This window comes from Pseudomonas sp. GW822-FHT07A10, from assembly GCF_058798795.1.
The window spans coordinates 97463-117297 of the sequence record NZ_JBXAKV010000001.1; the positions used below are offsets into that span (position 1 = coordinate 97463).

The 19835-nt window shown below is 55.8% G+C and carries 22 protein-coding genes; 4 read left to right on the forward strand and 18 right to left on the reverse strand.

The window, feature by feature from the left end; genetic code table 11:
• Position 1: 1 nt before the first annotated feature.
• On the reverse strand, positions 2–256 hold the full coding sequence (locus AC1RL4_RS00395) for a helix-turn-helix domain-containing protein (protein WP_315866004.1): 255 nt from the start codon (positions 254–256) through the stop codon (positions 2–4).
• Between the two features lie 158 nt (positions 257–414).
• Between AC1RL4_RS00395 and AC1RL4_RS00400 the strand changes: the two genes are divergently transcribed.
• From AC1RL4_RS00400 to AC1RL4_RS00410, 3 genes are all read left to right on the forward strand, one after another.
• Complete coding sequence (locus AC1RL4_RS00400; protein ID WP_082339956.1) at positions 415–672, forward strand: LasR-specific antiactivator QslA; 258 nt, start codon at positions 415–417, stop codon at positions 670–672.
• 185 nt (positions 673–857) lie between these two features.
• Positions 858–1106, forward strand: coding sequence for a hypothetical protein (locus tag AC1RL4_RS00405; RefSeq protein WP_017529804.1), 249 nt, complete (start codon positions 858–860; stop codon positions 1104–1106).
• The gene (locus tag AC1RL4_RS00410; protein ID WP_095973822.1) at positions 1103–1849 is read left to right on the forward strand and encodes an ATPase; all 747 of its coding nucleotides are present in this window, start codon (positions 1103–1105) and stop codon (positions 1847–1849) included. The genes AC1RL4_RS00405 and AC1RL4_RS00410 overlap by 4 nt, the downstream gene beginning before the upstream one ends.
• A 24-nt stretch (positions 1850–1873) precedes the next feature.
• Here the strand turns inward: AC1RL4_RS00410 and AC1RL4_RS00415 are convergent, their stop codons facing one another.
• From AC1RL4_RS00415 to AC1RL4_RS00485, 15 genes are all read right to left on the reverse strand, one after another.
• The gene (locus AC1RL4_RS00415) at positions 1874–4621 is read right to left on the reverse strand and encodes a conjugative transfer ATPase (RefSeq protein ID WP_315866003.1); all 2748 of its coding nucleotides are present in this window, start codon (positions 4619–4621) and stop codon (positions 1874–1876) included.
• A complete protein-coding gene (locus AC1RL4_RS00420) occupies positions 4621–5037 on the reverse strand; it encodes a TIGR03751 family conjugal transfer lipoprotein (protein ID WP_095973824.1) in 417 nt (138 codons plus the stop codon). Before AC1RL4_RS00420 ends, AC1RL4_RS00415 begins: the two co-directional genes overlap by 1 nt.
• Positions 5000–6514 (reverse strand): TIGR03752 family integrating conjugative element protein, encoded by a 1515-nt coding sequence (locus AC1RL4_RS00425; protein ID WP_095973825.1) that lies wholly within the window; start codon positions 6512–6514, stop codon positions 5000–5002. Before AC1RL4_RS00425 ends, AC1RL4_RS00420 begins: the two co-directional genes overlap by 38 nt.
• On the reverse strand, positions 6504–7316 hold the full coding sequence (locus AC1RL4_RS00430) for a TIGR03749 family integrating conjugative element protein (protein WP_095973826.1): 813 nt from the start codon (positions 7314–7316) through the stop codon (positions 6504–6506). The genes AC1RL4_RS00425 and AC1RL4_RS00430 overlap by 11 nt, the downstream gene beginning before the upstream one ends.
• Positions 7313–7954 (reverse strand): PFL_4703 family integrating conjugative element protein, encoded by a 642-nt coding sequence (locus tag AC1RL4_RS00435; protein WP_095973827.1) that lies wholly within the window; start codon positions 7952–7954, stop codon positions 7313–7315. The genes AC1RL4_RS00430 and AC1RL4_RS00435 overlap by 4 nt, the downstream gene beginning before the upstream one ends.
• Positions 7951–8364: a TIGR03750 family conjugal transfer protein gene (locus AC1RL4_RS00440; protein WP_095973828.1), complete on the reverse strand. Its 414-nt coding sequence runs from the start codon at positions 8362–8364 to the stop codon at positions 7951–7953. Before AC1RL4_RS00440 ends, AC1RL4_RS00435 begins: the two co-directional genes overlap by 4 nt.
• A gap of 7 nt (positions 8365–8371) precedes the next feature.
• Complete coding sequence (locus tag AC1RL4_RS00445; RefSeq protein WP_095973829.1) at positions 8372–8743, reverse strand: TIGR03745 family integrating conjugative element membrane protein; 372 nt, start codon at positions 8741–8743, stop codon at positions 8372–8374.
• A 17-nt stretch (positions 8744–8760) separates the two neighbouring features.
• Positions 8761–9000: a TIGR03758 family integrating conjugative element protein gene (locus AC1RL4_RS00450; RefSeq protein WP_095973830.1), complete on the reverse strand. Its 240-nt coding sequence runs from the start codon at positions 8998–9000 to the stop codon at positions 8761–8763.
• Positions 8997–9332, reverse strand: a complete 336-nt coding sequence (locus AC1RL4_RS00455) for an integrative conjugative element protein, RAQPRD family (protein ID WP_095973831.1) — start codon at positions 9330–9332, stop codon at positions 8997–8999. The genes AC1RL4_RS00450 and AC1RL4_RS00455 overlap by 4 nt, the downstream gene beginning before the upstream one ends.
• Before the next feature lie 842 nt (positions 9333–10174).
• On the reverse strand, positions 10175–11125 hold the full coding sequence (locus tag AC1RL4_RS00460) for a hypothetical protein (protein WP_493118869.1): 951 nt from the start codon (positions 11123–11125) through the stop codon (positions 10175–10177).
• A gap of 109 nt (positions 11126–11234) precedes the next feature.
• Positions 11235–11966 carry a TIGR03747 family integrating conjugative element membrane protein gene (locus tag AC1RL4_RS00465; protein WP_095973833.1) on the reverse strand — a complete coding sequence of 244 codons (732 nt, stop codon included), beginning with the start codon at positions 11964–11966 and terminating at the stop codon, positions 11235–11237.
• 87 nt (positions 11967–12053) lie between these two features.
• A complete protein-coding gene (gene traD, locus AC1RL4_RS00470; RefSeq protein WP_493118871.1) occupies positions 12054–14318 on the reverse strand; it encodes a type IV conjugative transfer system coupling protein TraD in 2265 nt (754 codons plus the stop codon).
• 4 nt (positions 14319–14322) lie between these two features.
• Entirely contained in the window at positions 14323–14553 is a 231-nt protein-coding gene (locus AC1RL4_RS00475) for an AlpA family transcriptional regulator (protein ID WP_048392860.1), read from the reverse strand.
• Positions 14554–14663: 110 nt separating this feature from the next.
• On the reverse strand, positions 14664–15413 hold the full coding sequence (locus tag AC1RL4_RS00480) for a hypothetical protein (protein ID WP_095973848.1): 750 nt from the start codon (positions 15411–15413) through the stop codon (positions 14664–14666).
• Positions 15414–16084: 671 nt separating this feature from the next.
• Positions 16085–16852 carry an SDR family NAD(P)-dependent oxidoreductase gene (locus tag AC1RL4_RS00485; protein ID WP_095973926.1) on the reverse strand — a complete coding sequence of 256 codons (768 nt, stop codon included), beginning with the start codon at positions 16850–16852 and terminating at the stop codon, positions 16085–16087.
• Positions 16853–16962: 110 nt separating this feature from the next.
• On the opposite strand from AC1RL4_RS00485, the gene AC1RL4_RS00490 reads away from it, so the two are divergent.
• Complete coding sequence (locus AC1RL4_RS00490) at positions 16963–17871, forward strand: LysR family transcriptional regulator (RefSeq protein ID WP_048392865.1); 909 nt, start codon at positions 16963–16965, stop codon at positions 17869–17871.
• Positions 17872–17952: 81 nt separating this feature from the next.
• On the opposite strand, the gene AC1RL4_RS00495 is transcribed toward AC1RL4_RS00490, so the two are convergent.
• Together AC1RL4_RS00495 and AC1RL4_RS00500 are read right to left on the reverse strand one after the other, a co-directional pair.
• Positions 17953–18684: a RibD family protein gene (locus AC1RL4_RS00495; RefSeq protein ID WP_095973849.1), complete on the reverse strand. Its 732-nt coding sequence runs from the start codon at positions 18682–18684 to the stop codon at positions 17953–17955.
• A 48-nt stretch (positions 18685–18732) separates the two neighbouring features.
• Positions 18733–19413 carry a class I SAM-dependent methyltransferase gene (locus tag AC1RL4_RS00500; protein ID WP_048392867.1) on the reverse strand — a complete coding sequence of 227 codons (681 nt, stop codon included), beginning with the start codon at positions 19411–19413 and terminating at the stop codon, positions 18733–18735.
• Positions 19414–19835 lie beyond the last annotated feature (422 nt).

Here is a 19835-nt window from a genome sequence, read left to right on the forward strand (position 1 = left end):
GTCATTCAGCGCTCAGCGTACGAGCAAGCGCGTCAGGCTCGATGAGCAACTGATCCGTTTTGATCTCGAAAATGTTGGCGAGTTTGCAGAGGACCAATAACGACGGATTTCCTACCCCCCGTTCGATTTGACTCACATAGGTACGATCCACCTCGGCCATGAGCGCCAATTGCTCCTGGGTAAGGTTCTTCACGCGCCGCATCGAGCGGATGTTTTCCGCCAGTTGCAGACGAAGCTGTTCGTAGTCTTGAGTCATGCGCGCAAACTGCGCCTTGAGGGACTCTCAATCCACGGGATATAGTCTACATTGGCTCTGATTCGGGCTTTTTTGATGCTTAAGCCGAGTGTCAATTTTGTTTCTATGCTGCTTAGAACAGACCGAGCATTAATAAATAATCGAAAGCTAAGGTGTCTATGGACGAAAATTACGTTTCAATTCCGGCGGCGGACGGCTGCCCGAGCCTTTTGACACCGTGGGGCAGCGAATTTGCGCCTATGATCGAACGTGGCGTGCAATGCGCCCAGGCCTGGCTTAATACACCCGGTGACGTACCGCTGTGGTGGGAACTGGCGCAGGCACGGAAGACTTGTCCGGCAGGAGAATCTCAGGATGCTTTCGAAGCAGGATTTTTATTGAGAATTCAGCAACGGCTTCAAGGCGTTTCACCGTAGCCGTGCGGCTCCAACCCTGACGATATGACCTACACGGGAAAATTTATTGGAAGGTATGGTTCCAGGCTCCATTCCTCTAGAATGGAGATCTGACAGAAATGGCGTTGGTCTGTGATAAACAGATTTACGTAGCTAGGATTCTGATAAGTGCAGATTCTGCACGCTCTGAGAACGTGGAGCGCGATATGAAAGCCGACCAAGTGTTGAGTGACGATCTGGTGAGCCGACTGGAGGGTAAAATCCCAGCCATGGCTGAAGGTGCGATCAATACGGCCTATATCAACGCGCTGGCGGCCGGACGCAGCGTGATGGAAGTCATGGACGGCAAGCTCGTTGAGACGACTGCCGACGGTAAGCACAAGGTTATTCGAGTGGCCAAGCCCAAGCATAAAGTGACCTTGGGCGGGATTATCAAGGTGCACCGCTGCTCATGACCGTCCCTCGGCTGAGGGTGTTTGCCGGCCCTAATGGTTCCGGTAAAAGCACAATGAAAAGTGCCGTCCCTTCCCACCTGATCGGGATCTACATCAACCCGGATGAAATCGAAAAGGCTGCCAAAGAGGGCGGACGCCTGGAGTTCAGCGATTTTCAACTGGAAGTCGAAGGTGACGAGGTTCTCGGCTTTATCAAGGCGCACCGACTGATTCGGTCGACCCAGCTCGTTGAAGAGGCAGCCAAAATAGGCTTCAGCAATAACGGCCTGAATTTCCAGTCCGTCGCGATGAACTCCTATTTTGCTTCCGTGCTCTCTGATTTCATGCGGCACAAGCTCCTTGAAGCCCAGTTGTCTTTCACCTTCGAAACGGTGATGTCTAGCGAGGACAAAGTCGCTTTTATGCTTAAGGCAAAAGCGTCGGGATATCGAACCTACCTCTACTTTGTCGCCACTGAAGATCCTGACATCAATATCAACAGGGTCAAGAACCGTGTCGCGGCAGGTGGGCACCCAGTCCCCACGGAAAAAATTGTGCAGCGCTACGGTCGTTGCCTGAACCTATTGCCAGCAGCCATCGCAGCCTCGAACCGGGCTTATATATTTGATAACTCCGGCGCTGATCTGGTGCTGCTCGCTGAAGTAACAGACGGGACTGACCTTGAATTCAGGGCTGATGAGCTCCCTGACTGGTTCATGCAAGCCTACGTGGAGAAGGTTTTCAAGGATTTGCTGCCGGGTTGATCGAAACCTAGGATCAGCTCCGTTTCACTTAATTCCTCGCATCCTATCGATCCGTTCAGCTACCCGGTAAGCCGCCTCCAATTCCGAGCAGCCGGTGCTCTGCATCAGTGTCCAGCGTTCGGCTTTTTCCTCGGGCTCCGTCATGGCCAGGGCGAGATAAAGACTTGGCGGCACGGCCCGAAACAGCGTCTCGAGCTTCTTCGACAGCACCACTCCTTCGGTGTATTTGCCCGGCTCCTTGCTGGCGGACAGCAACAGGGCTTTCTGTGCCGACGTGAGATTCTTGAAGCGAGCGATCTCTTCGATTTCTGATGGCGGCATGTTCAAACAAATCCACCATTCGATCATGTTGAGCATGGTTTGCGCCGCAGTGGGGAAGTCGGCAAGGTTTTGCGTCGCCAGCCAGAACCACGCGCCGAGCTTACGCCACATCTTCGTGCCCTTGACCACGAAGGGCGCCAGCAGCGGGTTTTTGGTAATGATATGGCCCTCATCGGTGACCATGATGATCGGTCGGCCCAGGTACTGGTCTCGTTCGGCAAGGTTATTCACGGTGTTCATCAGGCTGATGTAGCTGATGGACATCTGTGCCTCGTAGCCTTCGCGAGCGTAGGTGGCCAGATCGACAATGGTCACATCGCTCTCGGGCCAAGGCGTGCCTTCACGATCGAACAGTTCACCCTCGAAACCCTGGCAAAACAGGTCCATGGACTCGCCCATTTCCTGGGCACGCTCACGACGTTTCTCCGGCAAGTGCGTGTCGGCGGCGACGCGCAGCAACGCGTCGCGCACGTCGCGGGTCAGTACCTGGCGCTCCGCTGCGATACAGGTCTGTGCCGCATCCAGGATGCACTCGCGGATCAAGCTGCGATCGGCTCGACTCAGGCGCGCCTCTTCCTTGGCCTCGCCGCCGGTGATCATCAGGCGGGTGGTAATTTCCAGTTCGCCGAGAACATCGCGCTGGTCTTCGCGACTGGCTACTGCCTCATCGTCCAGCTCATCGATCGACAGACTCGCCACCTGATCCGGCTGCTCGACCAGGCGCCAGGCATCGACGAACGGGGCGAGGCTGATCGCGGTACCAGGTTTCAATTGGACCTTGTTGACCGACAGTCCTTTCGTTGCGAAGTAGTCGCCCTGCAAGCCGAATGAGTTCCCGGCCTCAACGATAAACAGGCGAGGGCGGTACACTGCCATGACCTGCATCAGCAGGGTGACCAGGGTGGCCGACTTACCGGCGCCGGTCGGGCCGAACAACAGCAGATGGCCGTTCATGGCCCGGTCTAGTCGTGACAACGGATCAAAGCTCAACGGCGAGCCACCACGATTGAACAGGGTGATGCCCGGGTGGCCGGTGCCGGTGCTGCGGCCCCACACCGGAACCAGGTTTGCCAGGTGCTGGGCGAACATCAGGCGTGTGTACCAGTTGCGCGTGTCGCGGGCCGGGTTGTAAGTCATCGGTAACCAACGCAGGTAGCTGTTGCAGGCGGCGACTTCATCACTCTCACGTACTGGTTGCAGCCCCGCACCCAACAGCGCGTTGGCCAGGCTGATCGAGCGCTGGTGCAGTTGTTGCTCATCGTGACCGCGCACGTAGAAGGCCAGGGTTCCCCGGTACAGTTTGTGCTGGCGACCGATGATTGCACGAGCCTCTTCGACATCTTGGCGGGCCTGGGTCGAGGCCAGGTTTTCGCCGATGGCTTTGCGCGCCAGACGGTTCAACTGCTCCTCGAGCACATCTTGGGGTTTGACCACCAGCGTCAGACCCATCACCGTGCCTTCGGGTAACTGGTCGAACAGCGCGTTCACCGCGTCGCCCTTGCGAGTTTCACCAGTGAGTTGACCAATCAAGGGAGGCCGCCGCAGTTTGTCCACCACCATCACCCGATGAGGTTGCCCATCGAAGTACCAAAGTCCCTGTTGTACATCCGAACGCGGTTCGTTGAAAAACAGCCGCTCGGTGAAGTCGTGATCGAAGGGCAACTCCAGCGACTCACCATCACCTGACTCCGGATAGGCCACGCATTGGTAGAAATCCTCGGGTGCTTCATCGGTGAGCCTGGGTGCCGGATTGAACCAGGGCAATAACCAAGCATACAGACCGTGGTCATCGACTCGCGCCGATTGCACTCCGCATGCGTGCAACGAGGCCGCGATACGTTCGCAAGCCTGCTGCAGGGATTGCACTGGGGTAAGCCCCGTCTCCTCGGCGCCAGACTCAATCCAGCGATAGATCACCAGGCGCACCCGTCGATTATTGCCGCGCCAGGGTAGGCGCGTGACGGCCTTGTCCTCGAACAGACCTCCCGGCTTGGCGATGGCTTTCAAATGGCGACGACTGAGTTCCAAAAACGTCTCGGTGAAGACCGTGCCTCGCGCGCTGTCTTGAATATAATCGGTGAGCCGCGTCAGGTAGGGGGCGAAGTCGTTGTCGTCCTGGCAGAAAAACTGCGCCACCCAAGGCGCTTGATCCAGTTCGTCAAAGCTATCCTGCAGGGCGTCTTCGAGGGCATCGCGGGCGGCCATCAGCCAATCGGGTTCGCGCCCTTCGGTGCCGATGGGCAGCAACTCGAACACTGCCCCCACCGAGCGATTGTCATCGAGTAGAAAACACTGCTCGGTCTCGAGGTACTCGACCCAAGGCAAGTGGTCGGTGAAGCTGGGGTTGTGTGCATAGAGTGCAGCTTCATCGGCCAAGGTTGCGCGAGGGCGCGCTGGGTGGCGCCAGGCTTTCCAACCAGAAGTGCGGTTGCCCGCATCGCCGGTACGCACTACAAGTCTTCCTGACGTTCACCCGGCAATGCGTACTGCACGCGTTGGTAAAACGGAAAGACGGTCGAGTAACCCGGGACCGGCGCCTGCTCAGTACCACTCAAATGCGGATACACGTACAGCACCAGATCGGGATTGGGCAAGCGAGGGAACAGGTTACGGATCTCGTTCGCTGCTGTACGCGTGTACGGCTCCTGGAGAGCAACGGAGATATCTGCTTGAGCCAGCGGGCGGCGTAACTGTTCCCGAGCATCCAGGAGTTGCTGCTGAGTACCCTGTGAGCCGGCGCCGTTCCATATGTCCAGCATGGTTTGCTCACCATGAGGCAGCAGCGTCTCCTTGTCGGTGGAACAGCCCGCCAGAATCCAGCAGAACACGCTAATCCAGGTCAGGTAGAGAGGCATGGTCTTTTTCATGGCGAACGCTCCGGCCCTTGGGCTCGTAGTCGATAGTGATTTCATGGTCGAGGTGCAGCGCAACTTGGGCGGCCGGTGGCACGTACACGGCAGCAAAGGTCTCGCCATACAATTTGTTGATCCACTCGCGGATGTCGCTGACCCCACCACTGAGAATTGAATTCAGCGCGCTATTGCCACTGCTGCTGGTGACCCCGAGCGTACTGCCGCCCGAATTGATCACGCTGCTGTTGTTCTGTTCATCCCCGAGCAAGGCGGCGACACCGGCGCCGGCGGCAGTAATCAAGCTCTGGCTGCCGAGGTACTGTTGAGCGTTTGAGCGGCGTTCGCCGGCAATGCACGGGATGCCATATGGATCGGATAGGTAACCGAGTCCGCCACGGATCTTGTCAGTGTTCGAGCTCTGGGTGGTGGATGCGTTGCGGCTGGCTACTGCCTTCGGCTGAGGCACCGTGCGGATGGTGCCGTCTGTGAATACGAAAGTGATCGACTCGACCTGTCCGCGTACGCAAGACAAGGTCCAATCACCGGACGCCGTGCCGCTCAACACGGCACCCGCGACGTCTGGCAGGTCGATCCCGTTGGCGGTCAGGTTCTCCGGGCCGACTAAGACTTTGAAGGGATAGGGATCATTCACGGTGCCGTCCACCGGGATTCGGCCGATCAGCGCGGTCATGGCGACCGAGCCCATCAGCGTTGCGTTTTCGGGAATGGTGTAGACCGGCTTCGCGCCTTCGGTACGATCAGCGGAGCGTGTCAGGTCACGTTCACCCTTGGTGACCTCGCGTAACTGCTTCTGGCTGCGGTCGATGGCATTGTCCTTCAAACCCTCCAGTGAGTTGAAGGCAGTAGGCAGACTCAGCGCGGACACGGTCTTGGTTTTGCCCTGGGCGTCGGTGGGCAGAGCATCCGAGGGCTCAATCCACTGCAATGCATCATTGGCAGAATGCTGCCCTTCGAACTGAATACCGTCGCCCGGCTCAAGCCCCAATCCGATCGGCATGTCCTTGCCTTTGCCGGTCAGCCCCGACAACTGTTCCTGCAATTGCGTCAGCAGACCGCGAGCCTGACGACTGTCTTGTTCTGCTTTGAGTCGGGCCTCGTTGGCTTGTCGGCGGCCTTCGTCGACCTGCTGGGTCACGCTGCCCAGCGCCGTCTGGATACGCGAATCGACACTGTTTTCCCGCTCGCGCAGGCGGTTGTTTTCCGCCTGCAGCGAATCGTTGTGTTTCTTCAAACCGAGCATGTCGCTACGCATGGCCTTCACTTGGCCGATCAAGGTGGCGACCGTATCGCGCGGGGTGTCGCCCGCGATACCGAGCGACTTGGCTTGCTCGGCGGATAACTGAATATTGCCCTGATCAACTGGGTGCTCTGGAGAGGAGGTGCTACCCGCGACCCAGGTTTTCAGGATGATGAAAGCCACGCCCAGCAGCACAGCTGGTACTAGCCATTTAAGTAAGGCGTTAGCTTTCATCGTCGGCACCTTCCGGAACAGACAGGAGCAGCACGGCGTGTTCAAGACCGGCACCGCGGGTGACGAGGTAGGCAACCGTAGTGTCTTCGGCGCTGCCGACAGGTCCGAGGAAGGTGTGCTGGAGTGCCGCGGCGAATAGCTTGGCCTGTAGCCGACGCGGATCGAGTTGCACCGTCGCTGAGCCACGATTGCGTAACTTCACTGCTGTAACCCAGTAGTCTCCGAGTTGCCAGGCGGCGATGGGCGTGCTGGACACGTTTTCGGTCGGCAGCAGGGTTGGCAATTCTGTGCGCAGCTTTAGCGGGACGCGGCGTACGCCGGGCAGCGACTCCACGGTGCGTAGAGGTGCGTACAGGCTTTGCGCGGCGTAGCGCGTCAAAGCGACTGGGGCCGGTGTACGTTCTGGAACAGGGACGGTGCTGGATTCAGCCTCGGTCGCCTGCCCCTGAGCATTTTTGATAATTCGCACGGGCTCTAGCGGTTGATCACCAGGCATGGCTGCGATATCCAGCAGGATGATCTCGCCCGTCGCGACCGATTGCAGTTGCAGCCGGGTCGGAGCAATGGCTTCCGACGCGCGCAGGTACAGCGCGCCACCGGTTGATTGCAAGCGCAGCTTGCCGGTCAGGGTTGAGGGCACGCCGACTCGAACAGCCTCATCGACAAAGACCACCCGTTCCTGATTGATCACCAGCGGGACAGCGAGGGGAAGGCGTTCCCAACGCATCAACTCGACGGCCTGCGCTGCAGCTCCCCATGACATCAGTGCGACGGTGAGTCCCAGGGTAGCAATCCGCTTCATGGCTCACCTCCAGGCAGGGAAATTTTTTGCGGTGTGCCCTGATAACAATCCAGCGCTAGTCCCCACTTATTGCGTTCAGGGTCCAGATCAAAACGCACCACGCGCAATGGATAACGCACCACCACCCGTTTCACCGGTTCGGCGGCGTAATACTCATCGGCGTTGAGGTCGAGCGTGACCAGCCAGCTGTCGTGGTCGAGTTGCTTGACCCTGAGCTCTGGATCTTCGCTGTAGCCTCGGCCCAGAATTTCGTAGACGCCACGCACCCGCTGGCGGAGTTCGCCGGCGGCCTTGCGGTATTCGTAGTCGCCGTCGAGGAAGGTTTTACAGGAGGGTGTCAGGTAGGACTGCAAGCTATAGATGGCGCGGCGATAATCCTGCTCGCCATCGGAGGGCCAGCGGTTAAGTTGGCCGAAGATGTACAGGGCAAATGCATAGACATTCTCTGAGGGGATATCCCACCACTTGCGCGTGCTACCCGAACGCAGGTCCGGGGGCACATGCACGGTCAGATCAGTCGGTGCCGAGCGCCAGCCATACCAAAGTCCAGCACATACCAGAGCGAGGATTACTACAGCCAGGCGCAGGCTGAGGATATGAGCCTGTTGGGCATCGACTTTGTTCCGAAATCGGCTCATGGCTGCCACCGGGACAGGGCAGGGCGCAATCGACGCGAGCGGCGAATCGTCCAGACGCCGGAGTGGAGGATCAAACTTCCACGGCCCAGGCGCCAACGGCTGGCCAATATCCATTCGAGCTTGCGGTACAACCAGGTCTCGGGGCGAGCCCGTTTGGCCCGACGCAGTAGCGTGCCACCGGCAAATAACACCAGCGCCATGCCAGCGATCATGCCGGTTGGCGCCACGGCAATGGAGGCAGTGGCGATCGCCAGAGGAACACCCATCAGCAGGCCAGTGACGGCGCCGGTGCCGAGCGCCACCCACATCTCATCGTTGGTCAATCCGCGCAAAACGGTAGGATCGCGATTGAGTCGTTCCGGGAGAAAAACCAAAGTACCGTCGGCAAGGCGTTCGATAGCGTCGTTCATGCCAACCTCACAGAATCGCGGCAGCCTTGGTCAAAAACCAGATAATGATCACCACCAGCAGGGCACCGATGCCCACCACAGCACCCAAATCCTTCCAGGTCTTGCGCTGATTCTGTACGTCGGCATAGACGGTCAACGAGTGCCAAGCCACGCCAAGAAAGGCGAGCAAGGCGATCAGTAGACCGAGCAGGATGCCGCCGTCGTAGGCGTAGTTTTTGATCGTCTCGATCAACCCGGAACCTTCACCACGTGAAGGGGCTTCCATGGTCGGGAGTTCAGCAAAAGCCAAACTTGGACCGAGAACTAGCAGCAGACCGATCAAGCGCTGACTGGCACGATCACGCAGGTTGTTTTTCAGGGGGATAAGGCACTTGAGCATGACGGTGATCTCCGGTGTTAGGACAGGGTGAAGAACATCAGGACCAGCAAGGTGAGCAGCACGCGCGCAGCACTGCCGCCGAAGGCTCCGAAGCGAACACTGCCGGATGTCCACCCCCGGTAAGCCGTCCACATCACCCAGGCACACCACAGCAAAGCCAGGACGAGAACCAGGGACAACCAGAGCGTGGAACTGCTCTGCGGTGAGAAACCGGCGGCGTTTTGGAAGGCCGCGGTCTGGGAATCGGTCATGCTCATGGCGAGGGCTCGGCAGACGGAGTGTCGAGGCGGTAATCACCGACCAGTTCACTGGGGTCACGGGGTTGAGCGCGAGAGGGGGACAGATAGTCCAGCAGGCCTTGGCGAATACGTTGGATGTCCTGAGACAGGCGGGGATAGTCGAAGCGATAGCGATCGTCGGGTTGAGGCATGCTGACTGCCTTAGCTTTCGTTGCAACGCGTTCGATTATGTCGAGTTGCTGCTGGACTTGGCTGAGCTGATCCTGCTCATGACCAGATGTGGCATAGCTGCTGTCATCGACGATAGCCAACGAGAGTAGTAAGCAGCGAAAGACGGTAGTAGTTGGCATGATGCTGCCCCATATGGATCTGAGGGCAGAATCAAGTCTGAGATCGATTTATTCAGCAGGAAATATGAGGTGTGATGGATCGCTTTTTGAAGGGAAGTACTGAGGATGTTTACTTGCAGTATCTATCCCTGCAGCTTTGGTGGAAAGCGCTGGAGGGCTAGGAGATTTCACTTCCAATGCGCTTCGATATGTTGCTCGCCGAGCATGATGCGAAAGCGAATGCAGCAATTCTGTAATCAAGGCAGAAGTAGTAAATCACCCTGGGTTTGTTGACCTCCGATGATCGGGGAAAAATTTAACGGCACGGCGGGGCTCGTCAAACGCGTAAGCGTCGCAGAGCTTTTTTGTTCATGATAGCCCGAGTGGCTAGCAAGCATCATTGATTCGGCCGTGGGCGTATAGACCTGCAATTTGAACGTGATCGATTATCGCAACCAACATTACCCCCAGGTCACATCCGAGCAGTGCACTCTGACAGGCTGCTCGGATATGCAGAGGAAGCACCTGGGTGTTAGAAAATAGTCCTATAGATACAATGCGCGGAATCTCCTATCGGCAACGGAATCCTGGTAGGTACACGTGCCGCCAGTAGACAAAATGGCTCTGGAAGTGGGCGTGTTGCTACCGGCGTGCGCTTCGCGGCCGCTTTCACCTTTGCATCTGACACTGCGATGCAACGATCGGAAAAAGCGTCAAGGAGCTTGAGTGAAAGTCCGGCGTAACGTCCCGGACATAGAAGTAGAACGTCGCCAAAACGGAATTGGCGAAAGGCGCTCACGCTGTAGAGACCCTCTGTGCCCTCGAACGACTGACGCTCCCAGGGCGCGGACTCAAATAGGGCTTTAGGATAGTCCTTTGCATCCAACACATAGCCGAGAGGTCGATTTGTCACGAAGTTTAAGCAGGTTGGCGGCTGAATATACCCAGATATCGAAAATCGCGGGCATTAGCATGGCATTGAGAAAAATAGCCCCTAACATCGCAAGAGATGCTTTGCCTGCGCGTTGTACCAGACTCCCCTTAAACGAGTAGAACAAAATTACTGGGACTAGATAGATCATCATTACGAGTAGACAGGCTCCAATGGCTGCTCGCGCCTCCCAGCCATTTTCAGCTCCTCGCCAAGCCAGAAGCGCGATTTGCGCAGGTAGAACTCCGCTCATTGCAGTAAACGCAAGCAGGAAGCCCAATAGCGTCATTCGTAGGTATCGATGAGCTTTATGGTGGACCGGCTTTTTTTGACCTTGAGGTACCTCAAATGCCGCGTCGGCGAGCTCCTTGTGCGTAGACAGCAATACCTTCGCCGCCAACATTGATATGACCGTCACCAGCGCGAACGTCAACCATGGTGTCAGCTCAAGATCAAACGTGGAGGCCAGAAGATTCAACGCCATTATTCCGAAGCCCAATGCGATCACCCAGCTCAAGCGTTTGGCAAGCACCGGTTCTAAGTCGCGTCCAGGTTCAACCAAGCCCATGCAAAGCATGAATGACAGCGACGGTACTGAGAAGGTTACTAGCAGTAATAGAAAACCAAGTACCGTAAAGATCAGCCAAACTAGCAGATTCGAGGGGCTTCCAATGGAGCTCAGAATCAATTCTGGATGACCGATGACCCATAAATACTTCGACAGAAGTAAGATCGAAATTAGGCTAGCCATGGGAGCCAACCACCACTTGCCATCATTCAGAATTCCCAAGAAAACCTGAATGTAACCTATCGAACTTTGATTTTGTGCTTCAGTGTTTTGTGCCCTGATCGCTTCTTCTGAAGCGTTTGACTGTGCGTTCATCTACTGCCCTGCTTCCGTTGGTTTTTGAGTCGTCCGCTGTAAATATAATTTGTTTCGGCAGCTTGAGTTGAAAGCGTAGGGCTAATGGGAAAATAGCTTCGCTAAGCGTCTAGAGATATTTTTTGAACGTCGTCGCAGTGATCGCTACTGCCGTTCCAAGTACTACCGCGCAAGGCAAAAGAATAGCTATGGGATTGAGTGGAAAGGGCAGGGACAGGTAAATGACCCAAGGCGCGATCAGCAGTGGTATCACTGCTCGTTTAGCGCGGTGATAGACAAAACTGCTTTCTCGCCCAGCTCCAAATTTGCGTAGGTCGCGGCGCATCAAGCCATCGACAAAACCGGTGAACGACGCCAACAAAAATAATGGTGTGGCCAGGACCAGAATGGTCAGGCGCACCACGAAGGTAAAGGTCACATACACTGCAGCCAGCACGAAATCTTCGATGTTCACGTAGAGCTGATTGGTCCAACTCCAGAAGCCGTTGCCCTGGCTTGACACCCGCGCTTGCCGGGCAAAATCCGCAAAGCCAGTCTTGACTAGCAGCCACTGATTGAGGAAATCCAGCCACTGGACAATCGTTGGTCCGGGTTGTTGGAGGATGAGTGAAGCTTTGAAGTGCTCGTTGAGCCATTCCAGTTCGCTATTCAACATGGCTTGGCTGTGTCGCCAACCTTGGTCGCTCCAGAACAACAGCAGACCGGCGAACTCGATGAGGATAGAGAATAGCAACGAGGCGATCAGCAAACCGATGATGCGTAGAACTAAGCCAATCAGCGAGACGATTAATCCTGGGTGCTGGATCGGTTGTGGCGGCGTGTTAGGTGCGGAAGTCGTCATCGCTCACTCCAATGCGTTGCAGGGCTAATGTCGTAACGATGTTTTCTGGATCGTTTTCCGATGAATCAAAACCTGGAGCGAGGCTGGCTACCCCACCTGATCCAGATCGAAGTTGGTTGTTGGGCCGCCACCGCTTGCGCTCCACCATTGCCCCGCTTGCTCGTTGTAGGTGGCCCGCATCCGCTGGGTAAGCTCCTGCAGGTCCTTGGGCATGGCGTCGTCGTTGGAGGGTTTTGGTAAGGGCATGCGGACTTTCCAGAGCTGCCCACCGGCCTGGAAAGAAAACATTTGCCCCTTGGGCAAGCTGACGATGTGAGCAGGCTCGATCAGCGGCACACTGGTGCTGCTGACACGGTCCTGTGAGGAGGAGGTGAAGTCTGTGTTGGCCCCCGGATCGGAGGTGTCGGTGGCACCCGACACCAGGGTCTTGGTCAGCACATTAACCTTGGGCAACTGTTGAGTGAGCAGTTCCGCAGTGGCGGTTTCGCGCACCCGCAGCATCTGCAGGGTGTTGAAGTTACCAATGACCTGGCCGGCCTTGGCGCGGTTACCAATGCGTGCTTCGATATCGCTAAGGGTCTGGGTGTAGGCGGTTACCTGGATACCGGCACCGCCGCCTTTATTGATCAACGGAATGAATTCATCTCCCATCAACTCGTTGAACTCATCGGCGTGTAGGTTGATTGGCAGCTTGTCACTGCTCCTACCCGACTGAGGCAGGCCGTGGTCTATACCATGTTTGTAGATGTGGCCCGCGACCGAGACCAAGTCGGCGAACATGGAATTGCCCACGGCGGCAGCCACCTCGGCGTCGGTCAGTGCATCCAGGCCGACGTAGACGATGCCGCGTTTTCGGATAATCTGCATCCAGTCGAAGATTGGCCGCGGGTCATCTAGGTCGGTGTAGTTAGGGGCCAGCAGTTGGGCCGTCTTGCCGGTGGTGAGTTTCTCCAGCAGCGGCAGTAGCGAGGCAACGATTTTGTCGAAATAAGTGCGGTCATATCGTACCGCTGAACGCAGTCCGTCCATTACCGGATCAAACACCCGTTTCGCCGCCAGGTACTGTTCGATGGCCACCACGCGCTTTTCGCGCCCGATCATATGCCGGGGAATGTTCTTTTCGGTGAGTTTGCCTTCAAGCTGGACGATCACTTCCCACGCATTCGGGTCGGTCTTGGCGAAAAACTGCTGGGCGTACTCGATGAACAATGCGTCGATGTTGACCACATGCCGTTGGATTTGCAGGTAGTCTGGACGTCGACCCAACTCGATCAGAGCCCGGGCGATGATGTTGACGAAACGCCAGGCGAACTCACGAAACGCCGCCGAGTTACCTTCACCACTGAGTTGCCCTGCGATGCGTGACGCCACTTCCGAGATGCGTCCGAAACGTCCTACGGCGTTGTAGCGGGCAGAGATCTCTGGCCAACCCAGATGGAACACATAAAACTCTTTCTCCCGACCGGCGCGTTTGGCTTCGACGTACATGCGCTTGAGCAGGTCGGCATCACCCTTCGGATCGAAGACGATGACCACCTCATGTTCGATGCGATGAATGTCTTGAGTGATGTAAACCTCGGCGAGCCGGGTCTTGCCAACGCGGGTAGTGCCCAGCACCAGGGTAGACCGGCGCGTCTCAATTCGGTGTACGGGCAGACCGAGAGAGGCGGCATTGAGATACGCCACTCGGTCTGGAACTACGGTGTCTAGAACGAAGATGTTGGTAGCCCCAGCGAAGGTCTTCCGCAGACCGCAGATGATCATTCGAGTGTCCATCCGAAGGGCGTTCACTTGGTTCAGTAGCAATCGCAAGGGGGGTGGTGAAATGCCCAAGTGGCGGAACGGTTCGAGTTCGCTGAGCAACTTCAAGGTGCCACGACGTAGCTCGCGCGCTGCGAGCATTTCCGGTGTGATGGGAGAAAGGGCGAGATCGGATGCCAGGACGGCCATCTCCAGTAGCACGCTACGTGCGCCTTGGGTGTCGATCAACAGCAGGTCATAACGGGTACGGAAATGGTCGAGCAAATTGTGCAGCCGTAATCGCCCGTCCGGGGCGTGAAGTAGCAAGGTACTCAGTCGGCCTTGGTCATCGTTCGAGAGAATCAGATCGAGACCGACGACCTCGGTCATGGAGATTATCTGCTCAGGATCTGTTTGATTGAGTGCAATGAGTTCGTACGCACCGGCGGGGGCCTCGTGGTTCAAAGCGTAATAGCTCGAGAGAGTGGGTTGACTATCCAGATCGAGCAGCAGGACGCGTAGGCCAGCATCCGCTAGCAGACCGCCAAGATTGGCAGCCACTGTTGTTTTTCCTACTCCACCTTTGGTGGATACCACTGACACCACACGCATGACATCAGGCCTGCTGCGCCAAACGTTCAGTGATCCACTGTTCGATCTCCAGTGAGTCCCAGCCTACGGCACGCAGTCCAATGCGTTTGGCTTGAGGGAAGTTACCTTCTTTCATCAAGTGATAAATGTGCGCCCGTTTAAACCCGGTTTTCCGCTCCACCTCTTCACGCCGCATGATGTGACGTTCGTTAATGGATTGAGGCGCTTCAGCTATGGGGAAAGGTTGGCTGGGCATAGTGGTCACTCCTGGCGCGGGTTGGCGCATAGTGGGAAGTGACCTGAATTGAATAGCACTGATGGGAGAGTGTCATTGCATTGCAATAGATAAGATTGCAATGCAATGCTTCAATTCCGAGAAAGGCTACGTCTTGCCGCAGCAAATTTTTTATCCAGGGAGCGCTTGCTCAATCCTGGAACACCTTCAAAGTGCGCAGTGATTGAGTCAACTATAGCGGCTTGCGACTTGAAGACAGAGTTAGGTACTCCTCCTGGTGAGGACCCAAGAAGGGTTTCGATTAAAGCTCCGATGGCGCATAAATATCCAGCCTCGCTACGGTCATTCAGCTCGCCTTGCGTCTCGACTAGATCGTGTAAGCGCTCCCTTTCTAAGCCTATCGCCTTGAGCTCCTCCAGGAGGGCCGCATGAGCGAGCTCTATCGCCCTAAGCTTGACTTCGAGGGCGTCTCGATCAGCTCGCAGCGTCAAGTAGGTATCAATACTTATTTTTGAATCATCAGGCGGCTTTCTTCCAAATAGAAAAGCGGGGCGTTGGTCTGGATAATAGTGAATCATCCAATATTTGAGATCCGTATGCCTGACAGTTACGAGTCTGCAGTCGATAGGGCTGTCTGGCCGAGTCGTCACACCGAAATAACCATAAGGGATCTCGTTGTTTCGTATGGCATCGAGAATTTTCCCTACATTGATATGCAGACATGGCCATTGTGGAAATTGCTTTGACAGCAAACCTGGACAATCCCAGGCGCTGTCTAGAATTTGAGCCTCGTGATCCATCAGCCCACACCAGCGTATGGCAGCATCAATCGGCCGGTAAAACGATTTTTCCCATGGATTGAAACTGTGAGCTGTGTACATGCTAGCGGCCTCATCCGGGATGCAGAACCGCTAGGTACCTTCTTAGACGCCTGTACTGGCCTTTGCTTCCTTGCGGTGCCTGTCTCTTGGTTCAGATCGGTCCCTTGATAAGCTCCGTCCTTATGATGGTCTAGGGAGATCTAACGAAGAGCTTTAGCTATTATTAACTTCCATTTGTTGGATAGCCCTATGATCCAGAACCACGGTGAGATTTTCAGGAATGGAAGACAGTGGCTGAGAAGCCTAATTGCGAGGCTCTTATGTAACGATCTCACATTCTGAATGCGTCCAAACGGGTCTTTTTGATCATTAGTTGTTCGTGAATAAATGTTGCGCAACCTGGTTTTATGAGGTTGTGGCTTCGCGCGGAGATAATATCTGGGCAGGATTCTTGTTAAAAGTTGGTGAGACAGAATACTGCTATGCACGAAAATGATAAATTGGGAATGTATAGGGCCGCAGATCCTCTGTAGCAATAATGCGCGACAAGTATGCGTTGGCATTACCTGTTGTGCAGGCCTACGAGCAGACGCGCGGTGTATTCACTAAGCTACCATCGCTGTAAGCCACCGTCTGCCCAGCCGCTGACAAATATATTCGTTGACGCTGCACGCAAGTGGAGAGTGCAGGCATCTGCCATCTCCACCGCTACCGCTACCGCTACCGTTGGCTCAGAGGAGCAGGCCCCCCGACGCCTCTATGCGTTGCCCGGTAATCCAGCCGGTACCTTCGCCAAGCAATGCGGCGACTACAGAACCGATGTCATCCGGGCGCGCATTACGACCCAGTGCGGTCATGCCAGCAAATTGCGCGTTCAGGGCCGAGTCATCGCGCAGAGCGCCTCCGCCGAAGTCTGTTTCCGTCGCGCCCGGCGCGATAGCGTTAACGCTGATCCTCCGCGAACCTAACTCTATGGCCATATAGCGCGTCAGCACGTCGACGCCGGCTTTCGCTGCGGCGTAGGCGGCGTAGCCGCTCACTGTGAAGCGGGTCAAACCTGACGAGGTGTTAAGAATGCGTCCGCCATCCTCTATCAGCGGAAGCAATTTTTGGGTCAAAAAGAACGTGCCTTTGAGATGAGTGTTGATCATGAGGTCGAACTCTTGCTCGGTGGTGTCGGCAACCGTCGCGTATGTACCACCACCTGCGTTGTTGATCAGGTAGTCGAATCGATCGCGCTGCCACTTTTGCTGCAGCGTGGTTTTCACATCGTTTGCGAATTTAGCAAACGTACCTGCATTGCCGACATCAAGGTGCAAGGCTACGGCGCGACGACCCAAGGCTTCGATTTCGCTTACAACTGCCGCAGCTGCGTCTGCACTACTCAGATAGGTAATGATCACATCGACGCCATTTTCGGCGAGTTTCAAGGCATTACTCCGTCCAATTCCTCGGCTGGCACCAGTAATAAGGGCAATGCGATCTGATTTTTTAGTCATCGTCATACAGTTCTCGGAAAAGATTCGGAGGTCAGACTTTACGGTTCTGAAGAACGCGAATAAAGTCGGGAAAAATTAACCCTCTGTTCATCTATAGAGAACAATCGACGATGGAGTTGAATGATCTACGGGTTTTTTGCCGCGTTGCCCAATTGGGCAGTTTTACTAAAGCGGCCGAGCAGCTCGGTGTTGCCAAGAGCCGGGCTTCTGCCATTGTGCGGACGCTGGAAGCCGATGTGGGTAGCCGGCTATTGCAACGCAACACCCGCAGCGTTCGGTTGACGCCTGATGGCGAGCTGTTTTTCGAGCGCTGCAGAGAACTGCTGAGGGAGTCAGATCATTTGCAGGGGATGTTTCGGCCTGCTGCCGGAGCTTTGCAAGGTAGGGTGCGTCTCGATATGCCGAGCTTATTTGGGCAGGAGCTGGTAATGCCGCATTTGCGGGAATTGCTGTCCGCGCATCCGCTGCTTGATCTCAGAATCAGTATCAACGACCGTCGGGTGGACATGATACAGGAGGGTGTTGATTGCTTGATCAGGATAGGCCCGCTGCCGGATTCGGATCTGGTCGCACGAAAATTAGGCACAATGAAGGCCTGCAATTTAGCCAGTCCAGCGTACTTGCGACAGTATGGTGTGCCGAGTTCACTCGCTGACCTCGCTGGTCATCGTGTTATTCACTACGCAAATAACTTGCGTAGTGAAGAGGCTGCTTGGCGCTATGCGGTAGATGGCGAGGTGCAGTCAGTACCCATGGTCAGTGCACTCGCCATAAACAGTGGCTCACTCCTGCTGGCGGCCTGCAGAAACGGGTTGGGCATCATGCAAGTGTCCGTACCGGCAAGCCAGCGCCTGATCGATAGCGGGGAGCTGGTTGAGGTACTGCCAGAGTTCAGGCCGCCCCCGATACAGGCTTCGTTGCTTCTCCCTCATCGTAGGCACGTTGCTCCGCGCGTGGAAGCAGTGCTGAACTGGCTCACTCAGGTGACCCGGCCCTATATGCAGGAGCGAGCGTCTTAAATACTGGAAGCGTAAGCACTTGCGCGACTAGAGCCTGACGCGAGGGCTCCCGCCGTTAGAGGTTTGCCGTTGTTGCGAGTGTCATGTGTGCGGTGACATCTTCGCAACGAGGTACCTGGCCCAGATGAAACCATCCTCAATCGTTTGCGTACTGATATGGCGCAGGGACTGGCCGGACGCAGGGCGTTCATCCGACTGGCCGTGATATTCAAATATGCTTGGTACCCCGCTCAAACCATCTATTCCTGGGTAAATCAAAAGGCTGATCTCATCGATCAGACCGGCCTTCAAAAAGGTCCCATTGATCACGCCGCCACCTTCGAGTAGCAGGGTCTTCAATCCAAACTGGGCGCCTAGCATCGCTAACGCTTGCTTAAGGTTTTCACAATGAGGGCCTGCGAAGAGATAGGAAATGCCCTGGTTTCGCAACGCCTGCAAATAGGCATCCGATACCGAGTCGCCGAGAATGGAGATAATCCGATGCCCGCCATCAATGGTATTCGTCTGGTAGTGCAGCTTCCCGGAGGGGTCAATCACGATCGCAACCGGGTCCCCTGGTTCATGCGCTATGTTGTGGTCCCGCAGACCACCGCTGTGTTCCCCTACAAACGGTGGTTTTGAAGAAATACCATCAAATGCTTCCATGGTCTTTCGGCCTATGATGAAACCGTCGCCGCCTAGGCGGGCGGCAATTCGCTCGTAATGATTTCTAATCGTTTGCTCACTGTCCCCATTGGGTAGAGATGTCCAACGAGAAGACACGAGGCGCCCGTCCACCGAGCTGATCATGTGGCATATGATTCGAGGGGGCATGAACTATCAATTCCATAAAGCTTGGATAAGTGGCTGATGGCCATTTTGTTATTTTTTGCGTAATACATAAACTCGCCACATGGCGTAGAGCGGTATGAAGTCCAGGGATTTCTGAACACGGAAACCGGCCTGTTCAAACTCTGCCTCGACAGTAGTAGCCGGCAACACGAACCGATTTTGGTAACCGTCCTGTTCTCCTTTGTTGCGACGACGCACTTCGGTACGCTTGCGTTTCCAAGCCTTGAAGTTGCCGTCCACCCATAGTGAGATAATTACGCTGTCGCGAGTAACGCGTTGAAACTCACGCAGAATCGCGAGTCTGTGCTCCGGGGCGCCGATGTGGTGCATCAAGCGCATGCAGAATATGTTGTCGACCGCGTTGTCCGGTAAATCGATAGCAAAGGCAGAGGTCTGCAACGGGCGAACCCGTTTCACCACCTCCGCCGGTTGGGCGATGGTTGCGACCTTCAACATCGACTCAGAATTGTCTGCGCCGATGATCACGCGACCAGGCTTTTGCGCCAGTAACGGCCAGAAACGCCCGGCCCCGCACGGCAAGTCCAGCACCAAGCCAGGCTCGCCAGCGGCGACCAACGCACTACGCGCCAATTGCTCGTCGCGTTTGTGGGATAAACGGCGGGCCAGATTGTCCTGATGCTTGAGTAAATAACTCTGCGCGTGCTTATCGTCGTACTTTTCGGAAAATTCAAGCTTGATCGGATCGGGCATCAATGGGGCTCCATTTGTTGCGGCAGAAAATTCCAGAGGGTATGAGTTGGGATCCTCATTCTGGTCTGGTGCGGTCATGGCAGTGGCCGGGGTATGCGCGCCTATGGGAGCTTCAGGTCATTCAAAAGAAGCCTTATGACTTCTATCAGGACGGGCGTGGAACCTATTGACGATAAGGCAGGGGACCGCGCAACCGTGGCATGATTTTACGACAGGGATGACGAAGAGCTAGCTGCGTGACTGCATATAACCATGAGCTGAATTGATGGCTGGGCGTCAATATCATCATTGCGTCGTCGGTGAGGTTGAAAGGTCTCATTTCTGGTCTCAATCGCTGCGACGTATGCCAGTTTTACTCAGCTGATAACTTACGAGTATTCATTCTTGACGACCTCAGCTTTGAACGAAAGACGGCTCGGGAC